The 25,153-nt window shown below is 71.3% G+C and carries 27 protein-coding genes and 1 pseudogene; 11 read left to right on the top strand and 17 right to left on the bottom strand.

Annotated features, from left to right (window positions below):
* Positions 1-42: 42 nt before the first annotated feature.
* Positions 43-699 (bottom strand): TIGR04282 family arsenosugar biosynthesis glycosyltransferase, encoded by a 657-nt coding sequence (locus LZ604_RS14180; RefSeq protein WP_234515429.1) that lies wholly within the window; start codon positions 697-699, stop codon positions 43-45.
* Complete coding sequence (locus LZ604_RS14175) at positions 696-1,424, bottom strand: glycosyltransferase family 2 protein (protein ID WP_234515428.1); 729 nt, start codon at positions 1,422-1,424, stop codon at positions 696-698. The genes LZ604_RS14180 and LZ604_RS14175 overlap by 4 nt, the downstream gene beginning before the upstream one ends.
* Positions 1,425-1,537: 113 nt before the next feature.
* On the opposite strand from LZ604_RS14175, the gene LZ604_RS14170 reads away from it, so the two are divergent.
* Both LZ604_RS14170 and LZ604_RS14165 read left to right on the top strand, forming a co-directional pair.
* Positions 1,538-2,257, top strand: a complete 720-nt coding sequence (locus LZ604_RS14170) for a response regulator transcription factor (protein ID WP_234515427.1) — start codon at positions 1,538-1,540, stop codon at positions 2,255-2,257.
* Positions 2,247-3,359 (top strand): sensor histidine kinase, encoded by a 1,113-nt coding sequence (locus LZ604_RS14165; RefSeq protein ID WP_234515426.1) that lies wholly within the window; start codon positions 2,247-2,249, stop codon positions 3,357-3,359. The genes LZ604_RS14170 and LZ604_RS14165 overlap by 11 nt, the downstream gene beginning before the upstream one ends.
* An 84-nt stretch (positions 3,360-3,443) precedes the next feature.
* On the opposite strand, the gene LZ604_RS14160 is transcribed toward LZ604_RS14165, so the two are convergent.
* The 4 genes from LZ604_RS14160 to LZ604_RS14145 all read right to left on the bottom strand — a co-directional run bounded on the left by LZ604_RS14160 (position 3,444) and on the right by LZ604_RS14145 (position 6,802).
* Positions 3,444-4,496 carry an NAD-dependent epimerase/dehydratase family protein gene (locus LZ604_RS14160; RefSeq protein ID WP_234515425.1) on the bottom strand — a complete coding sequence of 351 codons (1,053 nt, stop codon included), beginning with the start codon at positions 4,494-4,496 and terminating at the stop codon, positions 3,444-3,446.
* A 53-nt stretch (positions 4,497-4,549) separates the two neighbouring features.
* Positions 4,550-5,161: a hypothetical protein gene (locus LZ604_RS14155; RefSeq protein WP_234515424.1), complete on the bottom strand. Its 612-nt coding sequence runs from the start codon at positions 5,159-5,161 to the stop codon at positions 4,550-4,552.
* Positions 5,162-5,258: 97 nt separating this feature from the next.
* Positions 5,259-5,669, bottom strand: a complete 411-nt coding sequence (locus tag LZ604_RS14150; RefSeq protein WP_234515423.1) for a hypothetical protein — start codon at positions 5,667-5,669, stop codon at positions 5,259-5,261.
* Positions 5,666-6,802: a molybdopterin-dependent oxidoreductase gene (locus LZ604_RS14145; protein WP_234515422.1), complete on the bottom strand. Its 1,137-nt coding sequence runs from the start codon at positions 6,800-6,802 to the stop codon at positions 5,666-5,668. The genes LZ604_RS14150 and LZ604_RS14145 overlap by 4 nt, the downstream gene beginning before the upstream one ends.
* Positions 6,803-7,364: 562 nt before the next feature.
* Here LZ604_RS14145 and LZ604_RS14140 point away from each other — a divergent pair.
* Both LZ604_RS14140 and LZ604_RS14135 read left to right on the top strand, forming a co-directional pair.
* Entirely contained in the window at positions 7,365-8,135 is a 771-nt protein-coding gene (locus tag LZ604_RS14140; protein ID WP_234515421.1) for a CAP domain-containing protein, read from the top strand.
* 69 nt (positions 8,136-8,204) lie between these two features.
* A pseudogene (locus LZ604_RS14135) lies at positions 8,205-9,001 on the top strand (SAM-dependent methyltransferase).
* On the opposite strand, the gene LZ604_RS14130 reads toward LZ604_RS14135, so the two are convergent.
* The gene (locus LZ604_RS14130) at positions 8,971-9,153 is read right to left on the bottom strand and encodes a hypothetical protein (RefSeq protein WP_234515420.1); all 183 of its coding nucleotides are present in this window, start codon (positions 9,151-9,153) and stop codon (positions 8,971-8,973) included. The pseudogene LZ604_RS14135 and the gene LZ604_RS14130 sit on opposite strands and share 31 nt — an antisense overlap.
* Between LZ604_RS14130 and LZ604_RS14125 the strand changes: the two genes are divergently transcribed.
* Together LZ604_RS14125 and LZ604_RS14120 are read left to right on the top strand one after the other, a co-directional pair.
* On the top strand, positions 9,152-9,358 hold the full coding sequence (locus LZ604_RS14125; protein WP_234515419.1) for a DUF8825 domain-containing protein: 207 nt from the start codon (positions 9,152-9,154) through the stop codon (positions 9,356-9,358). The genes LZ604_RS14130 and LZ604_RS14125 overlap by 2 nt on opposite strands.
* 39 nt (positions 9,359-9,397) lie before the next feature.
* Positions 9,398-9,811: a DUF6233 domain-containing protein gene (locus LZ604_RS14120; protein ID WP_234515418.1), complete on the top strand. Its 414-nt coding sequence runs from the start codon at positions 9,398-9,400 to the stop codon at positions 9,809-9,811.
* 54 nt (positions 9,812-9,865) lie between these two features.
* On the opposite strand, the gene LZ604_RS14115 is transcribed toward LZ604_RS14120, so the two are convergent.
* Entirely contained in the window at positions 9,866-12,040 is a 2,175-nt protein-coding gene (locus LZ604_RS14115; protein WP_234515417.1) for an MMPL family transporter, read from the bottom strand.
* A gap of 100 nt (positions 12,041-12,140) precedes the next feature.
* Here LZ604_RS14115 and LZ604_RS14110 point away from each other — a divergent pair, with 100 nt between their 5' ends.
* Together LZ604_RS14110 and LZ604_RS14105 are read left to right on the top strand one after the other, a co-directional pair.
* Positions 12,141-12,764: a TetR/AcrR family transcriptional regulator gene (locus LZ604_RS14110; protein ID WP_234515416.1), complete on the top strand. Its 624-nt coding sequence runs from the start codon at positions 12,141-12,143 to the stop codon at positions 12,762-12,764.
* The gene (locus LZ604_RS14105; protein ID WP_234515415.1) at positions 12,761-13,492 is read left to right on the top strand and encodes an LmeA family phospholipid-binding protein; all 732 of its coding nucleotides are present in this window, start codon (positions 12,761-12,763) and stop codon (positions 13,490-13,492) included. Before LZ604_RS14110 ends, LZ604_RS14105 begins: the two co-directional genes overlap by 4 nt.
* A 24-nt stretch (positions 13,493-13,516) precedes the next feature.
* On the opposite strand, the gene LZ604_RS14100 is transcribed toward LZ604_RS14105, so the two are convergent.
* Both LZ604_RS14100 and LZ604_RS14095 read right to left on the bottom strand, forming a co-directional pair.
* Positions 13,517-14,314 (bottom strand): maleylpyruvate isomerase family mycothiol-dependent enzyme, encoded by a 798-nt coding sequence (locus LZ604_RS14100; RefSeq protein ID WP_234515414.1) that lies wholly within the window; start codon positions 14,312-14,314, stop codon positions 13,517-13,519.
* Between the two features lie 44 nt (positions 14,315-14,358).
* Positions 14,359-15,867: an MFS transporter gene (locus LZ604_RS14095; protein WP_234515413.1), complete on the bottom strand. Its 1,509-nt coding sequence runs from the start codon at positions 15,865-15,867 to the stop codon at positions 14,359-14,361.
* 130 nt (positions 15,868-15,997) lie between these two features.
* Here LZ604_RS14095 and LZ604_RS14090 point away from each other — a divergent pair, with 130 nt between their 5' ends.
* Positions 15,998-16,441, top strand: coding sequence for a MarR family winged helix-turn-helix transcriptional regulator (locus LZ604_RS14090; protein ID WP_234515412.1), 444 nt, complete (start codon positions 15,998-16,000; stop codon positions 16,439-16,441).
* A gap of 44 nt (positions 16,442-16,485) precedes the next feature.
* A complete protein-coding gene (locus LZ604_RS14085) occupies positions 16,486-16,653 on the top strand; it encodes a hypothetical protein (protein WP_234515411.1) in 168 nt (55 codons plus the stop codon).
* Positions 16,654-16,769: 116 nt separating this feature from the next.
* Here the strand turns inward: LZ604_RS14085 and LZ604_RS14080 are convergent, their stop codons facing one another.
* From LZ604_RS14080 to LZ604_RS14050, 7 genes are all read right to left on the bottom strand, one after another.
* Positions 16,770-17,573 carry an SDR family NAD(P)-dependent oxidoreductase gene (locus LZ604_RS14080; RefSeq protein ID WP_234515410.1) on the bottom strand — a complete coding sequence of 268 codons (804 nt, stop codon included), beginning with the start codon at positions 17,571-17,573 and terminating at the stop codon, positions 16,770-16,772.
* On the bottom strand, positions 17,570-18,577 hold the full coding sequence (locus LZ604_RS14075; protein ID WP_234515409.1) for an NADP-dependent oxidoreductase: 1,008 nt from the start codon (positions 18,575-18,577) through the stop codon (positions 17,570-17,572). The genes LZ604_RS14080 and LZ604_RS14075 overlap by 4 nt, the downstream gene beginning before the upstream one ends.
* 222 nt (positions 18,578-18,799) lie before the next feature.
* Positions 18,800-20,077, bottom strand: a complete 1,278-nt coding sequence (locus tag LZ604_RS14070) for an ABC transporter substrate-binding protein (protein WP_234515408.1) — start codon at positions 20,075-20,077, stop codon at positions 18,800-18,802.
* A 5-nt stretch (positions 20,078-20,082) separates the two neighbouring features.
* Positions 20,083-21,228, bottom strand: a complete 1,146-nt coding sequence (locus LZ604_RS14065) for a branched-chain amino acid ABC transporter permease (RefSeq protein ID WP_234515407.1) — start codon at positions 21,226-21,228, stop codon at positions 20,083-20,085.
* Complete coding sequence (locus tag LZ604_RS14060) at positions 21,225-22,106, bottom strand: branched-chain amino acid ABC transporter permease (RefSeq protein ID WP_234515406.1); 882 nt, start codon at positions 22,104-22,106, stop codon at positions 21,225-21,227. Before LZ604_RS14060 ends, LZ604_RS14065 begins: the two co-directional genes overlap by 4 nt.
* A gap of 5 nt (positions 22,107-22,111) precedes the next feature.
* Positions 22,112-22,918, bottom strand: a complete 807-nt coding sequence (locus LZ604_RS14055) for an ABC transporter ATP-binding protein (protein WP_234515405.1) — start codon at positions 22,916-22,918, stop codon at positions 22,112-22,114.
* Positions 22,915-23,673 (bottom strand): ABC transporter ATP-binding protein, encoded by a 759-nt coding sequence (locus LZ604_RS14050; protein ID WP_234515404.1) that lies wholly within the window; start codon positions 23,671-23,673, stop codon positions 22,915-22,917. The genes LZ604_RS14055 and LZ604_RS14050 overlap by 4 nt, the downstream gene beginning before the upstream one ends.
* A gap of 151 nt (positions 23,674-23,824) precedes the next feature.
* On the opposite strand from LZ604_RS14050, the gene LZ604_RS14045 reads away from it, so the two are divergent.
* Positions 23,825-25,153 (top strand): PucR family transcriptional regulator, encoded by a 1,329-nt coding sequence (locus LZ604_RS14045; protein WP_234515403.1) that lies wholly within the window; start codon positions 23,825-23,827, stop codon positions 25,151-25,153.

Raw genomic sequence — 25,153 nt, 5'->3', positions numbered from 1 at the left:
GGGCGGCGTCCGTACCGCTTGCCGTACCGCTTGCCGTGCCGCTCACCGCCCGGCCCCCGCGAGCGAGTTCAGGGTGGCGGCGAAGCGCGAGCCCGGCGGGCAGCAGGCGGCGACCTCGGCGGCGTCGGCGGCGGTGTCCACATCGCGCAGCACCGGCAGGTCGCTCACGCTCAGCCCCGCCTCGACGAGTCGGCGGCGCTGGATCGCCCCGGTACGGTCGGTGGACATCGGCACCCCGCGCACGAGGGTCGCGGCGTGCGTCGGGTCGGCGAAACCCAGCGCCCAGAATCCGCCGTCCGCGGCCGGACCGAACCAGGCGTCGTGGCCGTCGCGGCCGACCGTCGCGACGAGGTCCGCGGTCAGTTGGGGGGTGTCCATGCCGACCAGGAGGGCCGGTCCACGGTCGCAGTGGGCGAAGGCGGTGGCGATCCGCTCGTCCAGGCCGCCGGACCCCTGGGACACGAGGTCGAAGCCGGGCGGCAGCCAGGGACCGGGAACACCGTCGAGTACGAGGACGCGGCGCCGTGCAGGGGCCTTCAGCACCGTGTGCAGGGTGTCGGCGAGGGCGGCCTCCGCCAGGGAGGCCGCCTCCTGCGGCGTGTAGGGCGGGGTGAGCCGGGTCTTGACCCGCCCCGGGACGGGGTCCTTGGCGATGACCAGAAGCGTGACCGGGCCCGTGGCCGGAAGCCGGGCGCTCATCGTCCGGCTCCCGGGGTGATCGCCGCGGACGCCGGGTCGGTGGCGGGCCGCTCGGCGAGTACGGCGCGCATGTCCCGTACCGCCTGCCAGGTACCGCGCCAGGTGCCGGTGACCTTCGAGCGGCCGGTGCGCGGGCGGTAGGGCACATCCCTCTCCGCGACCCGCCAGCCCGCGTCGGCGGCGCGGACCACCATCTGCAGCGGGTAGCCGGAGCGCCGGTCGGTCAGGTCCAGGGCGAGCAGGGGCTCGCGGCGGGCGGCGCGCATCGGGCCCAGGTCGTGCAGGCGCAGTCCGGTACGCCGGCGGATCAGGCGCGCCAGCTCCAGGTTGGCCAGGCGGGCATGCAGGGGCCAGGCGCGGGGTGTGACGGGCCTGCGGCGGCCCAGCGCGAGGTCGGCGGAACCGTCGAGGACGGGCCCGGCGACCGCGGGCAGCAACGCGGGGTCGAGGGAGGCGTCGCAGTCGCAGAAGCAGACGACGTCGGCCGTGGCGGTGGTCAGGCCCGCGTGACAGGCGGCGCCGAAGCCGCGGCGCGGTTCGTGGACCACATGCGCCCCGAGGGCGCGGGCGATGTCGGCCGAGCCGTCGGTGGAGCCGTTGTCGACGACGATCGCACGCCAGCGCGCGGGGATGCGGTCCAGCACCCACGGCAGGGCCTCGGCCTCGTCGAGGCAGGGAAGCACCACGTCCACAGGAGCGGGCGAAGAGGGGGATGTCTCGATCACTCCACTCACCCTACGGGGATGAAATGGACAAAAGGGATTTGGTGACCTTACGGATCGCTGACGCCCGCCGCCACCCCCGTCGGCGGCCGGACGCCGGTGCGAGACTCGGTGGCGTGAAACGCGTACTCGTCGTGGACGACGACCCCACCGTCTCGGAGGTCGTCGCCGGCTATCTGGACCGGGCGGGCTTCGCCGTCGACCTGGCCGCCGACGGTCCCGCCGCCGTGGCCCGGGCCGCCGCCGAACCCCCCGACCTGGTGGTGCTGGACCTGATGCTGCCCGGCCTTGACGGACTGGAGGTGTGCCGCCGCATCCGTGAGAACGGCCCGCTCCCTGTGATCATGCTGACGGCGCGTGGCGACGAGGAGGACCGCATCCTCGGCCTGGAGGTCGGTGCGGACGACTACGTCACCAAGCCCTTCAGCCCCCGCGAACTCGTGCTCAGGGTGGAGTCGGTGCTGCGCCGCGCCGGAGCACTGGCCGCCGACCGGGCCGCGCCGGCCGAACCCTGGCTGCGCGCGGGCCCTCTCGCCCTCAACCCCCACGCTCGCCGCGCCACCCGCCACGGCGCCGAACTCGCCCTGACCATCCGGGAGTTCGACCTGCTCGAGTTCTTTCTGCGCAACCCGGGACAGGCGACGAGCCGTGAGGAACTGATGCGACGGGTGTGGGGATGGGAGTTCGGTGACCTGTCGACCGTCACCGTCCATGTGCGCCGCCTGCGCGAGAAGATCGAGCATGACCCGGCGCACCCCCGCCTGATCAGCACCGTGTGGGGCAGGGGCTACCGCTTCGACCCTCCCCCGGCGGACGGAGCCGACGATGGTGCATGACACCCTTCTCATCGCGCTGTACGCGGCCATCGGCGCGGCCGGCGCCGGGCTGCTGGGCACGGGCGCCCTGCGACTGCTGCGCAACCGCTCACTCGCGCTGTCCCTGGCCGTGGTCGCCGCCGTGACGGTCGCGGCGATGCTCGCCGGAACCATGCTGGTGTCCTGGGCCATGCTCCTGTCCGACCACGATCTGTGGGTCGTGACGATGGTCTGCTCCATCGCGGCGGTCGTCTCGCTCGGGGTGGCACTGGCGCTCGGCCGCAGCGTCGTCCGCGGCAGCAGAGCCCTGGCCGAGGCGACCCGCGCCCTCGGCGACGACGGCCACTTCACACCGCCCACCGCCGCACTCACCTCCGAACTCGCCGAGCTCAGCGGCGAACTCGCCGCCACCAGCGCCAAGCTCGCCGCCTCCCGGGAGCGGGAGAAGGCCCTGGAGGACTCCCGCCGCGAACTGGTCGCCTGGATCTCCCACGACCTGCGCACCCCGCTCGCCGGGCTGCAGGCCATGACCGAGGCCCTGGAGGACGGCATGGTCGACGACCCGAGCGTCTACCACGCCCGCATCCGCGCGGAGGTCGAGCGCATGAGCGGCATGGTGGGCGACCTGTTCGAACTCTCCCGGATCCAGGCCGGCGTCCTGGCCCTGAACATCACCCGGATGTCGGTCTACGACCTCGTCGGCGACGCGCTCGCGGGGGCCGACGCCCTGGCCAGGGAGCACGGCGTACGGCTTGTCGGCGACGGAGTCGAGCCCGTCCCGGTCCACGTCGACGGCCGCGAGATGTCGCGCGTCCTGGCCAACCTGCTCGTCAACGCGATCCGCCGGACGCCCACCGACGGCACGGTCGCGGTCTCCGCCCGCCGTGAGGTGGACAGCGTCGTCGTGTCGGTGACCGACGGCTGCGGTGGCATTCCGCCGGAGGACCTGCCCCGCGTCTTCGACACCGGCTGGCGCGGCACCGATGCACGGACCCCGCCGGGCGGAGCAGGTCTGGGGCTGGCGATCGTGCGCGGGATCGTGGAGGCGCACAAGGGGCGCGCGGCGGTGTCCAATGTGTCCGGCGGCTGCCGTTTCGAGGTCCGTCTGCCCGCGGCCGTCTGAGGAGCCCCCGGGAAAAGACCGGGCCCTGCCGGCAGGGCCCGGTCCTTCGTCTTCGCCGGGACCGGCATCCGGCCGCGGGGATACTCAGCCGGCCCGCAGCGGGGCCGTCGCGAACTCCGCCATTCCCTCCGTGAAGGCGACTTGCGGCTTCCAGCCCAGGTCGTCGCGCAGCCTGCGCGAGGAGGCGGTGATGTGGCGGACGTCGCCGAGCCGGTACTCGCCCGTGACCACCGGGGCCCGTCCGCCGTGCGCCTCGGCCAGGGCGGCGGCCATCTCCCCCACCGTGTGCGGTTCGCCGCTGCCGACGTTGTACGCCCTCGCGGTTCCCGCCGGCAGATCGGGCAGCCCGTCCAGAGCGGCGAGATTGGCCCCGGTGACGTCGCGTACATGGACGAAGTCCCGCCGCTGGCCGCCGTCCTCGAATACGCGCGGCGCCTCACCGCGCTCCAGCGCGGACCGGAACAGCGAGGCGACGCCCGCGTACGGGGTGTCACGCGGCATCCCGGGCCCGTACACGTTGTGGTAGCGCAACGCGGCCACCCGCCCGCCCACCGCGCGCGCCCACGCGGCGGTGAGGTGTTCTTGCGCGAGCTTGGTGGCGGCGTAGACGTTGCGCGGATCGAGCGGGGCGTCCTCGGCCACCAGTCCGGGGGCGAGCGGCTCACCGCATCGGGGGCAGGGCGGTTCGAAGCGTCCTGTCTCCAGGTCGGCCACGGTGCGCGGCCCCGGCCGTACGGCACCGTGCGACGGGCACTCGTAGCGCCCCTCTCCGTAGACCACCATCGAACTCGCCAGCACCAGACGCCGTACCCCGGCCTCGGCCATCCCGGCCAGCAGCACCGCGGTGCCCAGGTCGTTGCAGCCCACGTAGGCGGGGGCGTCCGCGAAGTCCTTGCCGAGCCCGACCATCGCCGCCTGATGGCAGACGGCGTCCACTCCCTGCAGGGCTGCGGCCACGGCCGCCGTGTCGCGGACGTCCGCCTGTCTGAAGTCCACCCCCTCGGGGACCGGCGGCGGCGTGCGGTGCGCGGCGGGCAACAGCGCGTCGAGCACGCGCACCTCGTGCCCCGCGTCGGTGAGGGCGGTGACGACATGCGAGCCGATGAAGCCCGCACCTCCGGTGACCAGGATCAACATGCCACCGACCGTACGGCCCCGGATCCGCCTGGCGACCGTACAACGCCGGGATGTCAGGGGTTCGTAAGCCTTCCCGCCGCAGGCCGGGCGTTGTCGGGCGCCGAGGCAACCACCGTCAGCAGGCCGAAGCCCACGGCGAAGCCGAGCATGGTGAACACGCCCCGTGGCCAGAAGATGTGGCTGTCGACGAACGACCAGCACGCCGTCAGCACCACCGCGGCACCGGGCAGCACCCGCACACCGTGCCGCCGCACGAGAACGGCACAGGTGGCGACGGCGGCGACCGTCAACGCGTACACGCCTGCCCGGCCCAGCTCGTCGCCGGTCGCGAACAACCGCCCCACCGCACTGTGCGTGTCGCTGCCCGCCACCGTACCGGCGGAGATGCCGGCCACCGCGTCCAGTCCCGTGTAGTAGGCGGCGTAGCAGAAGCAGCCGGCCCAGGCGAGTACGGTCAGGGCGCCGTCGACGTCGCGGCCCGGCCTGCCCCACAGCGGCACCAGCAGACCGAGTATCAGCAGGGGGAAGGCGGGCAGCAGGACGATGTGCAGAGCGGCCCAGTGACCGGCCGTCGCCGCCGTCAGATGACGCGGATGCATCAGACCCGCCGCGGCCAGCAGCAGCGGCGGCGCGGTCACCAGTGCCGTCGTCCGAAAGATTCGCATCGCGCCACCGTACGAGCCCGCCAAGCCCGCCACCGCCTCTCCCGCAGCTGCGTAAGACACCCGTAAGACGGCCCGCCGGGCCGGAGTGCGGGCGAACCTACTTGGGTGGTCGACGACGGCTGCGGCGAGTTGCCCGCGCGGCCGGCAGGAGGGCCGTGACCACCGCCACCGCCAGCAGCGTGAGCAGCCAGTTTCGCGGGTAGTCCAGCGGCAGAACCGAGGAGTTGGCCGGCTTCCCCGGGCGCAGCATCACCGGCAGGGCGACCGCCGTCAGGGCGCCCGCGACCAGCAGTGCCCTGCGAACCGGCCCACGCACACCTCCGCGGACGAGCACCCACCCGATGAGCAGTACCAGGGGTGCGATCAGGGCGTCGTGCAGCACCACCGCCCCACCGAGCCAGACCAGGGCACCGCTCAGGTCACGCACGTCCAGCAGCAGGGAGACGCCGACGCCCATCAGCGCCAGACCGGCCACGGCCGTGAGCAGCCGCATCACGCCCACCCTCATGACAGCACCTCCAGCCGACCCACCCACTTGGTCTGGAGGACGCCGGGACGGTTCGGGGCGATCAGGCGTGCCGGATAGCCGTGATCGGGGGCGAGTTCCCGGCCGTTCAGGTGCAAAGCGAGCAGGGTCAGTGGGTCGCGGGCGTACTCGTGCCCCATCTCGGAGACTCCGTATCCGCCCCGCGTCTGCAGGGACACCACTCGGACGCGGGCGTGCGGCGGGGCGCCCGCGAGCGCCAGGAGGTCCATGACTCGTACGCCCGTCCAGTGTGCCGACTTGCTCCACCCCTCCACACAGGCGATCGGCAACTCCGCCTCGTGCTGCGGCAGGCCACGCAGTTCGTCCAGCGTCAGCGTGAACGGCCGCGGCCCGGCCACCGTCAGGCGGTAGTGCTCGGCGGAGATCCGTCCGACTCCCGCTGCGGCGGCGGTGCGGTTGACCGGCAGGCCCTGCGGGCCGTGGTCCGGGTGGCGGGGTGCGAGCAGGGTGAGGTCCTTCAAGGGGGTGAGGGACTGGCCCACCGTGGTCACCGTGACCGCTCCGGCCGCGGCCACCACCGCGGCCAGCAGGGAGCGGCGGTCGGGCCCGTCCTCCTCCGGCAAGGCCAGGGTGCCCGGCGACCGCCGGCTCCAATGGGCCCGGATCTCGGGGGCCTTGACCGCGATGTGCAGTACGAGCGATCCGGCCACCAGCCAGGCCACGGCGTAGTGCACCGGCACGAAGGAGAACGGCCATGGATACCACTGCGTGGTGTTCAGCAGGCCCGTGGCCACTTCGAAGACGGCCGCCGCCACCAGCACGGCCACCGACAGCCGCTCCAGGGCGTGCCTCACCGACCGCACCGGCGGCCAGACGAACAGCCTCGGGTACACCGCCCACAACTTGGCCAGAAGCAGCGGAATCGCCGCGATGCCCGAGGCGACATGCAGCCCCTGCGTCAGCCGGTATCCCCACACCGGGCGGCTCGGCAGGCCGTCGGCCGCCCATGCCGGCGGGTGCTGCATCACATGACTGATCAGACCGGTGACGAAGCACACCACGAAGGCGACGCCGAGCAGCCGCCCGATCGAGGTCGCCGTGCGGGCGTCGTGCAGCCTGCCCTTGAACACCGGTGGGAAGAAGCGCGATCTCATGCCTCCCATCACAGTCGCCGCAAGGCCGCCGCGGAACGCCCGAACCCCTTACGGAAGCCGGACATCTGCGAGCGGGAAGGCGTCCGGGCCGGGCTGGACGCGCCGCGGAGGCCCGGAGCTGCTCGGCGGGGATGAGAACACGGTGGCCGGTGAACCGGCGGGCCAAGTGCCGCAAATGTGGGGCAAGTGAACACCGGACCCGGCAGATTGTGAAATGCGCCACACCAGCTGCGGCAACTATGCGCCCAGCTTAGTAGACACCGCACCGGCGACATATGAGACTTGTCCGCATTGGCCTGGGTCCCTATCGCACCTCGCCCCGTGGGCCGCCCCATCGCCGGCCCTTTCGCTCCTCTTCGAATCCCGGAAGTTCCTGACGGAGCGGCAGGCTCTTCGCGCCTGCCGTCGAGGCCGGGGCGGCACGTTCCCACGCCCCCGACAAGGGCCGCGGCTTCTACGAAGCGAGGTAGTAGAAACGCCCTTTGCACCTGTGTACGGCCGTCCCAAGAATGACGACGCCAGCCGCACAAGGGGCGTCCGCGACTACCGGGTGAGGTCACGCATGGGTGAGCACCGCAAAGAGAAGCGTTACCGGCGAATAGTCATCGCCGCCATCGCTGTGGGCGCCGTGGGCGTGCCTCCCGTGGCCATGGCCTGCGTCCACTGGCGCGACAGCGGAGAACATCGGTCACGCGCCGGGAGGCATGCGGCCGATGCCGCGTGGAACAACGCCGGCCGTAACGTCTCCGGAAATCCGGACGAGGCCACCCCGTGGTGGACATCGAAGACTGCGACCGCCCTCGCGAGCACCCCGGCGAAGCCCGCACCGAAGAAGACGGCCGCCCCGAGGAAGACAACCGCACCGAAACCCAGGGCCACCGCCCCCAGCCCCGTCAAGACCACCGCCTCCGCGACGCCCGCCTCTCCGAGCGCCCCGAAAGCCACCGCCACGGCGTCCGGCACCGTCGCCCGCATCGTGCAACTCGTCAACGCCGAGCGCAGCAAGGCCGGTTGCTCGCCGGTGACCCTCAACGCGACCCTGACCAAGGTGGCCCAGGCACACAGCGAGGACATGGCCTCGCACCGGAACATGTCACACACCGGGTCCGACGGCTCCTCCCCAGGCGACCGGATCACGCGTGCCGGCTACAGCTGGAGCACCTACGGCGAGAACGTCGCCTACGGTTACGCCACTCCCGAGCAGGTCATGGCGGGATGGATGTCCAGCCCCGGCCACAGGGCCAACATCCTCGACTGTGCGTTCAAGCAGATCGGCGTCGGACTCGCACAGCCCGGCGACTACTGGACCCAGGACTTCGCAACCGCCCGGTAGCCGATGTGGCAAGCTGTCCTCGGCCGTGGGCGGGCAAGGCGGCCGCGGCGGCCTCGAGGGGATCTCAGCGTGCGACAGGACGGCTTCCGTGCCGAGGAGATCGACACCAGCAGGCCGCATCCCGCACGCATCTACGACTACCTGCTGGGCGGCAAGGACAACTACGCCGTGGACCAACAGGCCGGCGACGAACTCGCCGCCGCCGCACCCGAGGTGCGGATGGGCCTGAGGGCCAACCGTGACTTCCTCCGGCGCGCCGTCCGTCATGTCGTCAGCGGCGGGGTCCGCCAGATCCTCGACATCGGCACCGGGCTGCCCACCTCACCGAATGTGCACGAGGTCGCCCACGAGGTGGCGCCCGACGTGCGGGTCGCGTACGTCGACAACGATCCGATCGTCAAGGCACATGCGGACGCGCTGCTCGGCGGATTGGGCGCGACCGGCGTCGTCCTCGGCGACCTGCGCGACCCGCGGGCCATCGTCGGCCATCCCGGCGTCCGCGAAGTCATCGACTTCGGCGAGCCGGTCGCCCTGCTCCTGGTGGCCGTCCTCCACTTCCTCACCGATGCGGAGCGGCCCGGGCAGGTCGTCGCCACCCTGCGGGACGCGCTTCCGGCCGGAAGCTTCCTGGTGCTTTCGCACGCCACAGGCGACTTCGCCGACCGCAGTGACGCCCAGGCCGTCTACAACAAGGCCACCGCCACCCTGAACCTGCGGTCGCGCGCAGAGGTCGAGCGGTTCTTCACCGGCTTCGAACTCCTGGAACCCGGCCTGGCCCAGGTCCCGTTCTGGCGCCCGGAGACCCTCCGCCGGCGGGATCCGAGGAGATCGGCTTCTACGGGGGCGTAGCGCGCAAGAGGGCCTGAACCAGGCCGGCGCGACTGGCGGGGCCGGTGGCCGTCCACGCCGCCCTGCCGCGGCGCTCCCGCACCGCCGGGGTCACCAGCGATATGCCGAGCCGCTCCGGTACGACGAGTCGCTCGCCCAGAAAATCGAACACATGATTGAATTCGGCCATGCGACCGATTCCCGACGACCTCGCCCAGGCCCTTGAGGAGTGGCACGCCACCTACCGCCGGCTCGCCGCACGTCCGGGCACAGCCCTGCGGCGGCGCCTCCTCCGGCTGTCGACCGGGGTGATGTTCCACCCGCACTGGGAGAACGGCCGTGGAGCGGCTGCCCGGTCGGCCCTGTACGCCGCCGGGCGGGGAGGAAAGAGCTGACGATGAGCGGGCTCATCCCCTGGAGGGATGGTGCGCGCCATGTCCCTGCTGCCGCCTGACCCGTCCCGGCTCCGGGCGATCCTTGACCATCTCGACCGGCAGATCACCGAGAACGAGACCGTCGGCATCTATCTGCGGCTCCAACGCGACGCCGTACGAGAGGCCCTCGCCCGCACGGACCGCGGACCGCGGCAACGCGGGCCGCGTGTGAAGGACGCGACGACGCTGCCCGGCTTCGCCCTTCCACCGCCGAAAGCCGGATACGTCGTACAGCAGAAACGCACCCCGAACGGGCCCGAGCCCGCCCTGATCCACCTGACCGGCTGCACGATGACCGAGGGCACGGTTCACCCGGTCAGGGCCGACGAGGCGCGGGCCGCGCTCACCGACCCGAACGTCACCGCGTGCCACTTCTGCCGCCCGGACAGCGAGTTGGGCATCGACCTGGCGTGAGCACACGGCCCGCGGCACTGCGGTGTGTGCTCATGGCCGGCCTCTCCGTGCGGGTCAGGCGTGCAGATGGGGCAGGCGCCGCTCCAGCCACGCAGGGAGCCACCAGTTGGCACGCCCGAGGAGGAACATGCTGGAGGGGACGAGGACGAGGCGGACGAGAGTGGCGTCGAGGACGACACTGACGGCGAGACCGAGAGCGAGCATCTTCACCACGACGGTGGGTGAGGCGGTGAAGGAGAGGAAGACGGCGGTCATGATGAGGGCCGCGCTGGAGATGACACGGCCGGTGGCCGCCAGCCCGGTCCCGACGGAGCGTGTGTTGTCGGCGGTGGTGTGCCAGACGTCGGCGATACGGGAGAGCAGGAAGATCTCGTAGTCCATCGAGAGCCCGAAGACGATGGCGAACATCATCATCGGGACGTAGGACTCGATCGGCACCGGTTCGTGCAGGCCGAGCAGGCTGCTGCCCCAGCCCCATTGGAAGACGGCGGTGAGAACGCCGTAGGAGGCGGCGGTGGTGGCCAGGTTGAGCAGGACCGCCTTGAGCGGGATGACCAGGCTGCGGAACACGGTCATCAGCAGCAGGAAGGCCGCGGCGAGGACGGTGGCGATGATGACGGGCAGGCGCTGCCGGACGGTGTCGCGGAAGTCGACCTGGGCGGCGGTGGTGCCGGTGACGTAGCCGCGGGCGGTGGTGCCGCGGAGGGCGTCGGGGAGGGTGTGGTCGACCAGGGTGGTCACCAGGGAGCTGGTGGTCTCGTCCTGAGGGCCGTGGGCAGGGGTGACGGTGGCCGTCAGAAGCCTTCCGTCCGGGCTGGGCCGGAGGCTGGTCGCATCGGCGACATCCGGCGTGTTGTGCAGGGCCTGCTGCACGGTCGTGGCCAGGCTCGACGCGCGGGTCCGGTCGGCGCCGAGATCGATGACCACGGCCAGCGGCGCGTTGGCGCCGGGACCGAACCCGGGCCCGGTCGCGTCGGCGACGAGATCGTAGGCGGTGCGGCTGGTCGTGCCCGAGGGGTCGGCGCTTGCGTCGACGTGGCCCAGGCGCATGGACAGGGCGGGAACGGCGAGGAGAGCCAGCACCGCAGTGCCGGCGGCGAGGTATCGCCAGGGGTGCCGGGCGACGCGGGCGGCGTAGCGGTGCCATCCGTCGCGGTCACCGGAGGTTTCGGCGACCGGCCGGCGCAGTGCGAACCGGTCGATGCGGCGGCCGGTCAGGCTGAGAGCGGCGGGGACCAGGGTGACCGCGGCGGTCGCGGTGATCACGACGGCGATGGAGGCGGCGAGACCGAGCTTGCCGATGAAGGACAGGCCGCAGGCATAGAGGCCGAGCATGGCCACTACGACGGTGATGCCTGCGACCAGGACGGCGCGGCCGCTGCCGGCGGTGGTGCGGGCGGCGGCGGTCACCGGGCCGTGACCGTCGATCAGGTCCTGCCGGAACCGAGTGGTCAGGAAGAGGGCGTAGTCGATGCCGACGCCGAGACCGATCATGGTGGCCAGGGTCGGCGCCGCGGTGGCGAAGGACACGGTCCCGGCGACGATGCCGACGACTCCGATGCCGGTGCCCACCGCGATCAGGGCGGTGATCAGGGGCAGCAGTGCGGCGAGGATGCTGCCGAAGGCGAGGAGCAGCACCAGCAGGGCGGCTGCTATGCCCACCAGTTCGCTGAGCCGGTCGTTGGCGGGCTGCCGGGTGACCGGGTCGAGGTCGCCGCCGTACGAGACCTGCAGGTGCGCGTCACGGGCCGGCTCCGTCGCCCGGTCCAGTTGCCCGGTGTAGTCGTGGCCGAGGGTCTTGGCCTGCACATCGAACCGCACGGTGGTGTACGCGGTGTGTCCGTCCTCGCTGACCACCAAAGTGGAGGCGGACGTCACATGGGGCAGCTTCCCGAGACCGCTCACCGAACGGCTCACCGACGGCCTGGACATCACGGCTTCGGTGTCGCTGTGGAAGACGACGCGGCCGCTGGAGCTGCCGGCGCCGGGCGAGTGGGCTGCGAGCAGGTCGGCGCCGGTGCTGGACTGCGTGCCCCGCAAGGTCACCTGGTCACTGAAGACGGGTGCCGCGACATGCCGGCCGGCCAGCGCTGCCGCCAGGGCCAGCAGCCAGCAAGCGATCACCACGACGGGGTGGCGGGCACACCACCCGCCCAGCCGGGTGAGCCTGCCGACGGGTTGCTCGGGGGCGGGCGATATCGGTGTCTCGAGGTCGGGTTGCGCGCGCACGGCAGGCTCCAGCGTCCGGTCGGAGGGGTTGCTGGAGGCGACGGTAGACCAAAAGTGTCACGACTGCCATTTGTCATGAGTGACAAGTTATGCTGATGTCATGCCCACCGATGAACCCGCGCCCGCCCCAGGACTGCGGGAACGCAAGAAGGACCGGACCCGACAGCAGTTGCGTGCCTGCGCCGCCCAGCTCTTCGCCGAACAGGGCTTCGCCGACACCACCGTCGCCGAGATCGCCGCCTGCGCGAACGTGTCCACCCGCACGTTCTTCCGCTATTTCGACAGCAAAGAAGACCTGCTCCTGCCCGACGGGATCGAACTCTTCAGCGCCGTCGAACAGGCCCTGGCACAACGCCCGTTGGAGGAACCACCGCTCGACGCGGTCTACAACGCCCTGCTGGCGGCAGCCGCCCTCTTCCGGAGCACCAGTCTGACCGCCCTCACCCACCCCCTGGACGGAACCGAACAGCTGATCGCGGCTCGGCTGATCCAGGTCTTCGCCGAGTTCGAGGAGCGCCTGACTCGTCTGGTCCTCGACCGGCTTCCCCCCGAGACACCGGACGCCGACCTGCACGCCGCGGTGGTCGCCGGCGCCGCACTCGGAACCGTCCGCGCCATCCTGCGCACCCAGCGCGGCCGCCGCGCCGCCGGCACGCACCGGCCGGCCGTCCTGCTCCCTCAGGCTTTCGAGATCCTGCGACAGATCGGACACACCGCTCCATGAACCGCCGACGCCTCCTGCTCGCCGTCACGACGGCCGTCGTGGTCATAGCGCCGCTGACCGGCAGCGTCGTGGTCACGGACCGCACCGAGCAGCGCATCAGCCGCGCCGCCGCATGCCGCCTCGCTCCCGTCGGCCACGTCAGCGCCACCCTCGACAGCCCGCTGGCGTCGGTGAACCTGCTCCGTGGAAGCGTCGGCGACGTCGACATCCACGCCAGCGGCCTCAAGCGCCGCGGCATGTCCATGGCCCTCGACGCCCATCTGCGTCAGGTCACCACGAGCGGCGCCACCCATGGCGGTGACGCCACCCTGACCATCCCCTACGCCGAACTCGCCAAGCGCCTCCCCGGCAACGGCAGTAACGGCACATCATGGACACCCGGCACGGACGGCAAAGGGCTGACCCTCACGGGCAACGCCGGAAGCCTGGGTGTGCCGGTCACCGTCCACACCGACATCACGCTGGAGGCGGGCAATCTCGTCGTCACGCCCACCGAGCTCACCGCGCTCGGCCGCACCCTTCCCCTCGACGCCCTGCCCGGCGCCGCCGACGGCACCCCACTGGCCCAGCGCCTGAAGCCGCGCACGGTCCCTCTTCCCGCCCTCCCCTCCGGAGTACGGGCCACCAGCGCGCAGGCGGGGGAAGACGGCCTCGCCCTCCGGCTCGACCTGACCCCCGGCGTCACCCGCTCCCACGCCAAAGCCACGGACGGCTGCGCGGCGGTGTGACGCCGGTATGACCCAACCGCCTTCTCAGAACGCGGAGTTGGCGAACCAGTGGGCCAGCAGCTGCTCGTCTCCCTCGTGAGCAAGGGCCTCCGCCTCGTAGGGCAGGCGGCCGTAGACGAGCAGCAGCAGGTCGGCCGCGGTTCCCTGGACGGTGGCGTCGGCGGTGCCCACGGTGGGGTCAGCGGTGTCGAGCCCGAAGCCGTCGGGCCGCAGGCGGACGAGCCAGGCGTCGCCCCCGTCGGTGGTGCGGAAGCGGATGGTCTTGTCGGCGCCGCGCAGGTTGGCCAGGTGGGGGGCGAAGAAGGTGGCGTAGGGCAGATTGACGAGGAACTCATCGATCCCGTCGACCGCCACCGGGCGGTCGATCGCGGGCCGGAGGCCGAGTGCGACCTCGGCGTCGACCCGGTGCACCAGGGTCTCGAAAAGCATCCGGCGCGCCCAGAAACGGGCGTGCTGATCGGCTCCCCACGCCCACATCGGCAGGTTCGGGTCGGTGACTGCGAAGGCGTCCGCGGCCACGGAGGCGCTCTCGGCCAGCCAGTCGGGGTATCCGTCCTCCCGGTCCGGGAGCCGGAGGTCCACTTCGCGCGTGCGCGGGGGCTCCTGGATGCGCGCCCGCAACAGGACCGAGAACCAGCGCTGGACACTGCCTGTGTGCTTGACCAGGTCGGCCAGTGTCCAGCCAGGGCAACTGGGCACCTCCGTAGCCAGGTCGGCGTCCTTGACCGCCGCGACGAACCGGGCGGTCTCCTCCGCGACCGCCGAGCGGTGGTCGACCGGGCTGGACTCGGAGGCGTGATCGGTGTGGTCAGACATCTTCATCGTGACATCCTTTCGGAGAAACCGCGGGTGCGCCCGACGACGGGTCACACGAGCTCGACACCGGATTCCGCTTCTGCAGGCGCCGCCGTCCCGGACTCCGTTACCTTCCTCAGCACGGGCGTACGAGGCGCCTGCGCCGACTTGATTCCGACCAGGGCAACGGCGACGACCAGGCCGAAGGCTGCTCCGGCGATCGCGAAGCTCATCGTGAACTGGCTCTCCTGGGGCAGGGCCGGCATTCCGTCCGGGAGCGGGATGGTCTTCGACGCCAGCAGCGAGGTGATCACCGCGCTCGCCACGGCGCTTCCGACCGAGCGGGAGATGGAGTTGATGCCATTGGCGATGCCGGACTGGTGGGCGGGGACGCTGGCGACGATGAGCGCGGGCATGGCGGCGTAACCGAAGCTGATCGCCAGCCCGATGACCATGCCCGCGCCGATCACGGAGGCCGTCGCATCGTGCGCGACGCTCAGCCAGGTGAAGCCGACCACGCCGAAGCAGGCTCCTACGGCCAGGGTCAGGCGCGCGCCGAGCCGGCGCACCAGTGCGCCACCGAACTGGGCACCCACGAGCGAGACCAGCGTGGTGGGAAGCAGATACACGACGGACGCTCCGAGCACGGAAGCGCCGAAGCCGTAGCCCGCGACGTCTTCGGGTATCTGGACGAGATACGAGACGCCGATGAACTGCGCGAACATCGCGAAGCCCAGGAGCAGCCCGGCCAGGTTGGTGAAGAGAACGGGCCGGTGGGCGAACATCTTCATGTCCACCATGGGTTCCTTGACCCGGTTCTCGGCGACGACCCACACAGCCGCCATGGCGACCGCCCCGACGAAGCAGCCGAGCGTACGGCCGGACGTCCATCCCCACTCGTGCCCCTGCGAGACAGGCAGAAGCAGCAGCACCAGCAGCGTCGCGAGGGTGACCGCTCCCAGCCAGTCCGTCCGCCCGCCCGTCGTCGCCCGGGAAGCGGGCACCGTGAACAGAACACCTGCCAGCGCCACCACCGCGAGCACCACCGCGAGCCAGAAGACCCGGTGGTAGTCGGGGTCGGAGCCACGGGTCAGAAGCCCCGCGCCGACCAGGGCGAGCCCGCTGCCGAACGCGAGCGTGCCACTGACCAGGGCCATGGCGCCGTGCAGCTTCTCCGGCTTGATCTCTTCGCGCAGCACGGAGAGGGCGAGCGGAAAGATGGCGGTCGCCGCTCCCTGCATCACTCGGCCGACGATCAGCCATGTCAGCGAGGTGGTGGTGGCGGCGAGCACCGAGCCGGCGATCATCACCAGCAGAACGCCGACGAGGGTGGGCTTCTTGCCGTGCTGGTCGCCGAAGCGGCCGAGCAACGGGGTGAAGACGGCAGCCGACAGAAGTGTGGCGGTGGTCACCCAGCTGACGTTCGCCGTGGTGGCGTGCAAGTCGCTCTGGATGATCCCCAGGATCGGGACGACCAGGGTCTGCATCATCGAGACGACCATCGCGGCAAGGCCGAGCACCAGGACGACCGCGGTGTCGGCCGAGGGCCGCCGGGCCGCCGCATGCTGCGCATCAGACACGGAATCTCTTCCCTAAGTGAGACCTCGACGAACTACTTAAGAACGTCGAAGCTTGAGATCTTCAAGTAATACCGAGACCGTAGCCAGCGATATTTGAGATCGTCAAGTTTCCGGGGGTAAGGTGACGCGCATGACAGGATCCGCCCACGTCGGCCCCGACCAGCTCATGGAGCTGCTCTCGGCGTCGCTGGCTGCCTACTACGGCGACTTCACGGTCGCCGCCGCGAGCGAGAACCTCACGGCCAGCCAGGGCAAGACACTCAACGTGCTGCGCCGCGGGCCCGCCTCCATGAGCGTCCTGGCGACCACGCTGACCTGTGACGCCTCCAATATGACCGGGATCATCGACCGGCTGGAGAAGCGCGGCCTGGTGCGCCGCGAGCCCAATCCCTCTGATCGGCGCGTCAAGAACGTCGTCCTGACCGCGGAGGGCGAGCGGGTCATCAACGTGATCCGCGGGAAGATGCACCACACACTCGACGGTCTGAGCAGGCTCGACGAGCAGGAGCGGGACACCCTGTACGCCCTGCTGGAGCGCGCCTTCTCAGCGCAGCCCGCAGCCACCCGCCCCTGAAAGCGCCTGCGGGCGGGCCCCCAGGGGCGAGGGGCTCCACCACGGTGGTGGTACGGGGCGAAGCCGCCCGCAGCGAGACGGCAGCCCGCGGCACGCACGAGCTGCCGCCAGCGTTCTCAGGTGCCGGCAGGCTCGACGAGCAGGAGCGGGACACCCTGTACGCCCTGCTGGAGCGCGCCTTCTCAGCGCAGCCCGCAGCCACCCGCCCCTGAAAGCGCCTGCGGGCGGGCCCCCAGGGGCGAGGGGCTCCACCACGGTGGTGGTACGGGGCGAAGCCGCCCGCAGCGAGACGGCAGCCCGCGGCCGACACGGGCTGCCGCGAGCGTTCTCAGGTGCCGGCAGGCTTGCCCGGACCGGGGACGGTGCGGAAACGGAACGGCTCCGGGTCGCGGTCGACCTGGATGAACCAGCACTCCCCGGTGCCGTCCCCGGTGAGGATCCGCAGCACCGTGTCCGCCACGACCTGAGCCGGGATGATCGGCAGCCCCTGCTCCGAGAGCATGTCACGCAGCGGATCGATGATCCGCGACTCGGCGAACCCGGGGCAGACGGCGTTGAAGCGCACGTTCTCCGCGGCGAGTGCCGGTCCCAGGGAACGCGTAAGTCCCACGACCGCATGCTTGTTGGCCGCATACAGGGGGTCGAGCGGTACCGCCGCCAGACCCGCGAGGGACGAGGTCGCCACGATCGCCCCTCCGCCGCGAGCCCGAAGCGCGGGCAGGACCGCATGGGTGCCGAAGACCACGCCGTCGAGGTTGGCCCCCATCGCGCGGCGGTAACGCGCCGGGTCGAAGTCCTCGCCGACGCCGCACCCGGTGGCCACCCCGGCGTTGAGCAACGCGATGTCGACGCCGCCGCACTGCTCCCGGGCGAAGTCCACCAGCGCACGGTTGGCGTCGAGGTCGGAGACGTCACAGGCGCGGAAATGCCCGCCGACCATGTCGGCCACCTCGCGGCCGCCTCGCACGTCGAGGTCCGCGACTACCACCCGCGCCCCCGCCTTGCCCAGCGTCAGCGCCATGGCCCGGCCCAGTCCGCTGGCACCCCCGGTGACGATCGCCACCTTGCCGCGCAGCGCGGAGCCGTCCGTCTCTCCGGGCCGGTCGGCGGCCCTGCTCTCGCCGGAGATCACGCCAGCTCCAGAACGAGCTTGCCCACGTTCTCGCCGCGGAAGAGCATCTGCAACGTCTCGGGGAAGTCGTCCACACTCCCCCGCACCACGTGTTCCTTGACCCTGATACGGCCGGCGCCGATCCACGCGGAGATCTCCTGCGCGGCCTGCGCATAGCGCTTGGCGTAGTCGAAGACGACGAAGCCCTCCATGCGGGCGCGACGCACGAGCAGCGAGAGGTAGTTGGAGGGACCCTGGACCGGCGTGGCGTTGTTGTACTGGCTGATCGCACCGCAGACCACGACGCGCGCGTGCATCGCCAGCCGGGTCAGGGCGGCGTCGAGAATGTCTCCGCCCACGTTGTCGAAGTACACGTCGATGCCGTCGGGGGCCTCCCTGCGCAGCGCTTTTCTGACGTCTTCGGCGCGGTAGTCGATCGCCGCATCGAATCCCAGTTCGCCGGTGAGCAACGCGCACTTCTCCGGCCCTCCGGCGATGCCCACGACCCGGCAGCCTTTGGCCTTCGCGATCTGACCCACGATGGTGCCGACGGCGCCGGCCGCCCCCGACACCACCACGGTCTCGCCCTCCTTCAGGGCCCCGACCTCCAGCAGGCCGAAGTAGGCGGTCATGCCCGGCATGCCCAGCGCGCCCAGATACGTCGAGGCCGGGGCGAGGGTAGTGTCGACCTTCATGGCGCCCCTGCCGTCGGAGACCACGTACTCCTGGACTCCGAACGTGCCGACCACGTGATCACCGGGCCGGAAGTCGGGATGGCGGGATGCGGTGACCTCGATGACCGACCCGGCGCGCATGACCTCGCCGATGCCCACGGGCGGCAGGTAGGAGGGACGGTCGTCCAGCCAGCCCCGCATCGCCGGATCCAGGGAGATGACGCGCGTCCGGCCCGCGAAGCGGCCCGGGCCCGGCTCGTCGACGGGACCCGAACAGTGCTCCCAGTCATCGGGTTTCACCTCGCCCACGGGGCGGGCTGCCAGACGTATCTGGCGGTTGGTCACAGACATCGCGCCTCCTGTCGTTCGCGGCTTCGCCGCAGAGTACCGACCAGTAGGTATGTCACGTGTGTGAGGTTTACCACACACCGGATCGCGTGCATTCCAGTCAGTCGGCATCGTGCGCCGACGGCCCCTGTTCCTCCCGCTCCCCCGGTGACCGGTGACCAGTGACCGGTCACCGGGGGGCGGTCCCCAAGGATCAGGGCATGGACCGGGACCGCCCCCGCCGGATCACTTCGTGAGCGGGCCGAACTCCTCACGGGTGTCCACCGGCTTGCCGAACAGCTGCCACCGCTCGCCCTTGAACCGCATCAGCTGCATCGTCTCCAGCGGGAAGGCGTCGCCGGGACCCGTGGACATGGTGACTCCGGGCAGCAGCATGCCCACCTTCACGTCCTTCAGATTGCGCACGGCGTCCCGCAGCCCCTCCCTGGTCGGACACTTCATGGCGTCCAGGGCCTTGTGCAGGCTGGAGGCGACGGCCCAGCCATAGGCGTTGAACTGGTTGGCCGGGTCGGCGTCGGGCGCGTACCTGTGCAGGGCGTCCCTGTACGTCTTCACCTCCGGGTCATCGGCCCACTGCGGGTCGGCGGGGTCCTTGAAGTAGGTCGCCGAGACCACGCCCTGGACGTTCTTGAACCCGACGGGCTGGAGCACGGCGGCGGACGAGGCCACGTTGTTCAGGATGTGCAGCGGGTTCCACTCGGTGTCCTTGGCGTCGGCGGCAAGCGCCTGGCTGCCGAACTTGGGCGTGGTGACGTCCAGGAGCACGTCCGCCTTGGAGCGGGAGAGGCTCGCCATCTGTGCGGACACGGAAGGGTCGGTGACCTCGTAGCTCTCCTCGGCGACCACCTTGACGCCACTGCCGGCGACGGCCTTCTTGAACCCGCCGAGCAGGTCCTTGCCGAAGTCGTCGTTCTGGTAGAGGACCGCGACTTTGGCCTTGGGCCGCTCGTCCTTGAGGTACTTGGCGTACACGCGGGCCTCGGCCACGTAGTTGGGCTGCCACCCGATGGTCCATGGATGCCTGTCGTCCGTGCCCCAGACGGAGGCGCCGGTGGCGACGAAGGGCTGCGGCACCTTCTGCCGGCCGAGGTAGTCCCACACGGCCGCCGTGGAGGGGGTGCCCAGGGTCTGGAACACGGCGAAGACCTTCTCCTGCTCGACCAGCCTGCGGGTCTCCTCGACGGCCTTGGGCGGTTGGTAGCCGTCGTCACGGACGACGAACTCCACCTTGCGGCCGTCTATGCCGCCCTGGGCATTGACGTACTTGAAGTAGGCGGCCACACCCTTGCTGATGGTGCCGTAGGCGGAAGCAGGTCCCGACAGCGGGTACACCCCGCCCAGCTTGATGGTCTTGTCGGTGATGCCGGTGGTCTGCTGGCCCTTGCACGCGCCACCGGCGGCGGTGCTCTGGTCGTTCTGCCCGCGCTGGCTGCTGCAGGCGGTCGCGGTGAGAAGGGCGGCGGTCGCGGCCGCGGCCGCCCGCAGAGCGGTCGTCTTGCGCATGTGATTCATTCCTTTTCCGTGCGGGGCGGTGCGCCCACGGGGTCGGCATCGACAGCTGCGGGTTCCGCGGGGGTGAGGACCGCGGCGGGCCCGGGTTCGGCCAGGGACTTCGGGTTCGCGCCAGGTGCGGACGGGGCCCCGGGCGTTCGGTCGAGGGTGGCGGCGCGGGTCGCCCGACGGGCGAGAGCACCCCGGACACGGCCCGGCAGACCGGCCAGTCCCGTCGGGGCCGCGAACATCACCGCGATGATCAGCAGGCCGAACACCACTCCCGGTGCCGCCTCGCTGACGTCCTGGGACACGCTTGGCACGTACATCACGAACGCCGCCCCCAGCAGGGGCCCGTACAGCGAGGCGAGCCCGCCGACCACCAGTCCGGCCAGCAGCGTGATGGACAGAACGAAGCTGAAGGAGTCGGGCGAGACGAAGCCGATCACCCAGGTGTACAGACATCCCGCGACGCCAGCGAACATCGCGCTCCAGGCGAAGGCGAGGGTCTTGTGCAGGGACAGCCGCACGCCCATGACCTCGGCGGCGCTCTCGTTGTCCCGCACGGCGAGCAGTGCCCGGCCGACCCGGGACCGCAGCAGGTTGCGGGCGAGCAGCAGGACGACCGCGGTGACGGCGAGGACGGCGAAGTACATCCACTGGTCCTCCGCGAGCCCGCTCCACGCGGGCGGCTCCAGTTTGTCCACGGTCAGGCCCATGGAGCCGCCCGTCACCGATTGGAGCCGCTTGAGCAAGGGCGGCAGGAACACCGCGAACGAGAGGGTGACCAGGGCCAGGTACAGCCCGCGCAGCCGCAGCGCCGGCACCCCGAACCCGAGGCCCAGCACGAAGCAACCGGCGGCCGCGACCGGCAGTGTGGCCAGGTGGCCGGTGTCGTACCGGTCGAGCATGACCGCCGCCGTGTAGGCCCCCGCCGCGAAGAACGCGCCGTGCCCGAGCGAGATCTGCCCGCCGAAGCCGACCAGCAGGTTCAGGCCGGCCAGCGCCACGGCGTACAGGAGGACCATGGTCAGCTGGAAGACCTGGAAGGGGGCGAAGTAGAACGGTGCGCCGACGGCGGCTGCCGCCGCGAGCAGCCCGGTGAGCGCGGCTCGCAGCCGCCGGGCCCGGTCGCTGCCGAGTGCCGCGGTGATGGTGCTCATGCGCGCTCCACCGCCGCCCGTCCGAAGAGGCCCTGGGGCCGCACCAGCAACACCGCCAGAATGATCACGAGAGGGACGCCCACCTTCAGATCGGCACCGATCACGTCCACGTATGCCCCGGTCAGCGTCTCGGCGACGCCCACGAACAGGCCGCCGACGACCGCGCCGACCGGACTGTCGAAGCCCCCGAGGGTGGCCGCGGCGAACGCGTAGATCAGGACTCCGCCCATCATGTTGGGCTCCAGGAACAGCACGGGGGCGACGAGCACACCCGACAGCGCGCCGACCGTCGCGGCCAATCCCCAGCCGAGCATCAGCACCCGGCCCACCCGGATGCCCGACAGCCGGGCGGAGGAGGGGTTGCAGGCGACCGCCCGCATCACGAGGCCGACGGAGGTGTGCTGGAACAGCAGATAGAGCAAGCCCATCACGACGGCCACCACGCCGATGATCCCGAGCGTCGACCAGTCCACGCGCACCCCGGCCATCTCGATCCCCCCGTCGGGGAACGGCTGGGGGAAGTCCTTCACGGTGAACGACCAGATCAGGCCGGCCATCGCGTTGACGAAGATGAAGAGGCCGACCGTGACGATGACCACGGTCAGCTCGGGCGCGCCCTGCACGGGGCGGATGACGATCCGCTCGACCAGCATGCCGCCGGCGAAGGACACGACGAGGGTGACCGGCAGCGCCAGCCAGAACGGCATCCCGGAAGCCACCAGTTGCCAGGCGACGTACGTCGAGAGCATGGCCAGCTCGCCCTGCGCCAGGTTGACGATCCCCGTGAACCGGTGGATCAGTACCAGGGCCAGCGCCAGGCTGGCGTACACCGCGCCGGAGCCCAGTCCCTCCACCACTTGCCGGAGAAAATCGGTCACGGCGTTCACCCGGCCTTCCGGGAGCGGACGGAGACGCCGAGATACACCTCGGCGACCTGCCCGTCCTCCCGGATCTGTGCGGCGGGTCCGGACAGCACCAGGCGGCCCGCCTCCAGTACGTGGGCCCGGTGCGCGATGCCCAGCGCGAGCTGGGCGTTCTGCTCGACGACGACCACGGTGGTGCCTTCCTCCTCGTTGACGGCCCGGATGATCTCGAACAGCTCACGGGTGACCAGCGGCGCGAGTCCCAGGGACGGCTCGTCCAGGAGCAGCAGCGAGGGACGCAGCATGAGCGCCCTGCCGATGGCGAGCATCTGCTGCTCCCCGCCGCTGAGGCTGCCGGCGGCCTGACGCGACCGCTGGCGCAGTCTGGGAAAGTAGTCGTGGATCCTCTCCAGGTCGGCCGCCACGGCCGCACGTTCGGCACGGCCCCGCCGCCGGGGACCGGTGCGAAGGTGGGCGCCGACGCGCAGGTTCTCCTCGACCGTCAGGTCGTTGAAGGTGCCCCGGCCCTCGGGCACATGGGCCACGCCGATCCTGGCGGTCTGCTCCGGCGAGCGGCCCAGCAGTTCCGTGCCGTTCAAGGTCACCGAGCCGCGGCCGCGGACCATGCCGCACAGCGCCCGCAGCGTCGTCGTCTTGCCCGCGCCGTTGGGTCCGAGGATCGCGCACACCTCGCCGCGGGCGACACGGAAGTCGAGGCCTTGGAGCACGCGGGCCTGACCGTATCCGGCGTGCAGGCCCCGGACCGTGAGGAAGTCCGGCTCCGCGCCCGGCGTCGCCTCGGTGCGGTCGGTGGTGGGCTCGCTCATGCGGCCACCCCCAAGTACGCCTCGACGACCGCCGGGTCACGCTGGATGTCCTCCGGCGAACCCTCGGCGATCTTGCGGCCGAAGTCGAGACAGACCACCTTGTCGCACAGTCCCATCACGAACCCCATGTGGTGTTCGACCACCACGAGCGTGAGGTCGAACTGCCGGCGCACCGAGCGGATCAGATCCGCGAATCGGTCGACCTCGCCGTGACTGAGCCCGTTGACGGGTTCGTCGAGCAGGAGCAGCCGGGGTCGTACCGCAAGCGCCCGGGCGAGTTCGACCCGTTTGAGCGTGCCGAAGGGCAGCCCCGAGGCGGGGTGGTCGGCGACGTCCGCCAGGCCGAGCTGCCGCAGCAGGTCGTCTGCCTGATCACGTAGTTCCCTCTCCTCCCGCCGGACGCGGGGCAGCCGGAGCGCCGCGGCGAGATGTCCGGTGCGCCCCCGGCTGTGGGCGCCGACCATGACGTTCTCCCGGACCGTGAGCCGCGGGAACAGGCCCAGGTTCTGGAAGGTGCGGGCGATGCCTCGCCCGGCCACGGCGTGCGGCGGAAGGGCCAGCAGGTCCTCGTCCGCGAACCGCACCTCTCCCGCATCGGGAGTGCAGCGCCTGGTGAGGCAGTTGAACAAGGTGGTCTTGCCGGCTCCGTTCGGCCCGATGAGCCCTACGGCGGTGCCCGGCTCGACGGTGAACGCGACACCGTCCAGTGCCGTGATCCCGCCGAAGCGCACGGTGATACCGTCGACCGTGAGCATGAGTGACGCCCCTTCCGACGTGCTGGGGGGTGGGCGAGCGTCACAGTAGGTGGGGGCGTTCCAGGCGCACATTGGGTGTGAGCACCCAACTTCTCGGTCGCCGGGCTGTGCGCCGCGCACAGGTTCCGGGAGATGTCTCACGCCGGGCCTGTTGACGGAGCACGAAACGGCGGCGACGATCGGCGCCATGCCTCGCGGCCTTCCCCTGGGCACCCCCCAACTCTCCGAACCGCTCCGCCGGGAGCGGCACCGCATCCTGCACGCCGTCCACGACCGGGTCGAGGAGGTGGCGGAGACCGCCGTCGATGTGATGCGCGCGGAGATCCCGTCGTACGCACTGCAGGACGAACGGTTCTTCGACGACGTACGAGAACAGGTGCTCGAGCACTACCGGATGCAGCTGGCGGCGCTGGCCGGCGACCGGGACATCGCCCCGGAGGACCTTGTCTTCAGCCGCGCGGCAGCCATGCGCAGAGCACGCGCGGGGTTCGCCCTGGAGGACTGGATCAGTGCCTTCCGGGTCGGTCGGCAGGTGCTGTGGGACGCGCTGCTGGACTGCGCAGGCACGTCCGCCGAGGCCCAGCAGGCCGCGCTGTCCCTCGTCACACCGCTGATGCGGTACGTCGACTACGCCAGCACCCATGCCGCGCAGGCCTACGTGGAGTACCAGCAGCACGTGGTGGCGGACGCGGACCGGGAACGCCGGGATCTCCTGGACCAGCTCCTGGCCGGCGTGGCACCGACGCGCGGTCCGCTGTTCGCCGCGGCGCAGGCGTACGGCGTCGGACCCCGCTCCGCGATGATGGCGGTCGTGGCGGTGTGCGTCGGCGACACGCGCACCGGGGACCTCGTCTCGGCCGAGAACGGGTATGCCACCAGCGCGTCGATCAGCGTCGCCGGGCCCTGGGCCGGCAGAACCCTGGTCGTCGTGCGCCACGGCGAGGTGGTGGCCGTGCCCGTGGTCCGGGCCGGCATGAACGCGGAGGACATCTGCGCCCACTTCGAGGCCGTGCAGCAGCGGCTCGCGCGGGAGGGGACCATGCTCTCCATGGGCATCAGCACGGTCGCCCGGGGCGCGTCCGAACTGCCGCGCGCCTACCAGGAGGCGCGGGCCGCCCTCGATCTGGTGTCCAGCGGGGGCGGGGTGGCGGCGCTGCCGCGGCTGTCGCCGTTCGAGTACCTGGCGCTGCGCGCCGACGATCTCGCCCGCCAGCTGGTCGATCCGCGCGTGCGTCTGCTGCTGGAGGAGGACCGCAGACGCGGCGATACGCTGGCCGCGACCATCCGGGCCTTCGCGGAGGCGGACCTCAATCTGCGGCTGGCCGCCGACCGGCTGCGGGTGCACCACAACACGGCGCACTACCGGTTGCGCCGGATCGAGGAACGCACCGGCCGCAATCCGCGCCGGATCGCCGACCTCCTGGAACTACTGGTCGCCCTCGCCATCCGCGACGGGGCCGCGGAAGGGGATTGCCAGTGA

Source organism: Streptomyces glomeratus, assembly GCF_021462825.1.
Classification (GTDB): Bacteria; Actinomycetota; Actinomycetes; order Streptomycetales; family Streptomycetaceae; genus Streptomyces; species Streptomyces glomeratus.
Note: the sequence above shows the minus strand (reverse complement) of the source record. Positions and strands in the feature narration are given on the sequence as shown.

Coding starts and splice junctions, on each gene's coding strand:
- LZ604_RS14090 (WP_234515412.1), top strand. CDS start 15,998: ATGACAGGATCCGCCCACGTCGGCCCCGACCAGCTCATGGAGCTGCTC.
- LZ604_RS14070 (WP_234515408.1), bottom strand. CDS start 20,077: ATGCGCAAGACGACCGCTCTGCGGGCGGCCGCGGCCGCGACCGCCGCC.
- LZ604_RS14160 (WP_234515425.1), bottom strand. CDS start 4,496: ATGTTGATCCTGGTCACCGGAGGTGCGGGCTTCATCGGCTCGCATGTC.
- LZ604_RS14130 (WP_234515420.1), bottom strand. CDS start 9,153: ATGGCCGAATTCAATCATGTGTTCGATTTTCTGGGCGAGCGACTCGTC.
- LZ604_RS14180 (WP_234515429.1), bottom strand. CDS start 699: ATGAGCGCCCGGCTTCCGGCCACGGGCCCGGTCACGCTTCTGGTCATC.
- LZ604_RS14145 (WP_234515422.1), bottom strand. CDS start 6,802: ATGAGATCGCGCTTCTTCCCACCGGTGTTCAAGGGCAGGCTGCACGAC.
- LZ604_RS14165 (WP_234515426.1), top strand. CDS start 2,247: ATGGTGCATGACACCCTTCTCATCGCGCTGTACGCGGCCATCGGCGCG.
- LZ604_RS14125 (WP_234515419.1), top strand. CDS start 9,152: ATGCGACCGATTCCCGACGACCTCGCCCAGGCCCTTGAGGAGTGGCAC.
- LZ604_RS14155 (WP_234515424.1), bottom strand. CDS start 5,161: ATGCGAATCTTTCGGACGACGGCACTGGTGACCGCGCCGCCGCTGCTG.
- LZ604_RS14050 (WP_234515404.1), bottom strand. CDS start 23,673: ATGCTCACGGTCGACGGTATCACCGTGCGCTTCGGCGGGATCACGGCA.
- LZ604_RS14140 (WP_234515421.1), top strand. CDS start 7,365: ATGGGTGAGCACCGCAAAGAGAAGCGTTACCGGCGAATAGTCATCGCC.
- LZ604_RS14075 (WP_234515409.1), bottom strand. CDS start 18,577: ATGTCTGTGACCAACCGCCAGATACGTCTGGCAGCCCGCCCCGTGGGC.
- LZ604_RS14110 (WP_234515416.1), top strand. CDS start 12,141: ATGCCCACCGATGAACCCGCGCCCGCCCCAGGACTGCGGGAACGCAAG.
- LZ604_RS14065 (WP_234515407.1), bottom strand. CDS start 21,228: ATGAGCACCATCACCGCGGCACTCGGCAGCGACCGGGCCCGGCGGCTG.
- LZ604_RS14105 (WP_234515415.1), top strand. CDS start 12,761: ATGAACCGCCGACGCCTCCTGCTCGCCGTCACGACGGCCGTCGTGGTC.
- LZ604_RS14055 (WP_234515405.1), bottom strand. CDS start 22,918: ATGAGCGAGCCCACCACCGACCGCACCGAGGCGACGCCGGGCGCGGAG.
- LZ604_RS14100 (WP_234515414.1), bottom strand. CDS start 14,314: ATGAAGATGTCTGACCACACCGATCACGCCTCCGAGTCCAGCCCGGTC.
- LZ604_RS14120 (WP_234515418.1), top strand. CDS start 9,398: ATGTCCCTGCTGCCGCCTGACCCGTCCCGGCTCCGGGCGATCCTTGAC.
- LZ604_RS14150 (WP_234515423.1), bottom strand. CDS start 5,669: ATGAGGGTGGGCGTGATGCGGCTGCTCACGGCCGTGGCCGGTCTGGCG.